Source organism: Psychrobacter sp. 1U2, from assembly GCF_051847575.1.
The window spans coordinates 1-512 of sequence record NZ_JBPYDC010001846.1; the positions used below are offsets into that span (position 1 = coordinate 1).

Here is a 512-nt window from a genome sequence, read left to right on the forward strand (position 1 = left end):
TAGCTATCAGGCGCGGACAGATCTAGTGCAGGTGCCACATTGCTAGCAGTTATAGAAGGTTGATAGGTCTCCCAAAAGTAGCGTGCAGAATCCTGTTGCCGTGATAAGCTGCCTGTAAATATCGCATCAATATGGCGCTGTGTGGTCGCATAATGCTGGCCAAGCAAGCGCGCCTGCGTACTACCCAACTCTGAGAGCCGATCGTAGTTTTCTTGTCCGAACGATGCTTGACCATGGCGCGCCAAGAGAATAGTTGTCATAGCCCTATTACCTTCTATTATATTCTACAGTTCTATTTTTCAGATGAGTTAGCTTTTTGATCAAAATAGCCTTTTGGTAATATACCTTTAATGACGTTTTGTACAGGGCTTGGCAACTGCTCAATAGTAGCAGCATCCACTCCCATATCTTGCAAGTGTGGTTGTACATGAGTCATAAATAATGCATCGCCTTCATGCTTTGCAATCAGCTTCAAACACTTAGCATGCAGGACATGAACGATAATCCAAAAG

Annotated in this window: 1 protein-coding gene and 1 pseudogene; both read right to left on the minus strand. The window is 44.3% G+C overall.

What is annotated here, in order from left to right; genetic code table 11:
* A partial coding sequence (locus tag ACS8FD_RS24730; protein ID WP_439277790.1) for a histidine phosphatase family protein occupies nt 1-260 on the minus strand: 260 nt, incomplete at its 3' end.
* A 32-nt stretch (nt 261-292) separates the two neighbouring features.
* Nucleotides 293-512 (minus strand): annotated as a pseudogene (locus tag ACS8FD_RS24735) (phosphotransferase family protein); the annotation flags it as partial.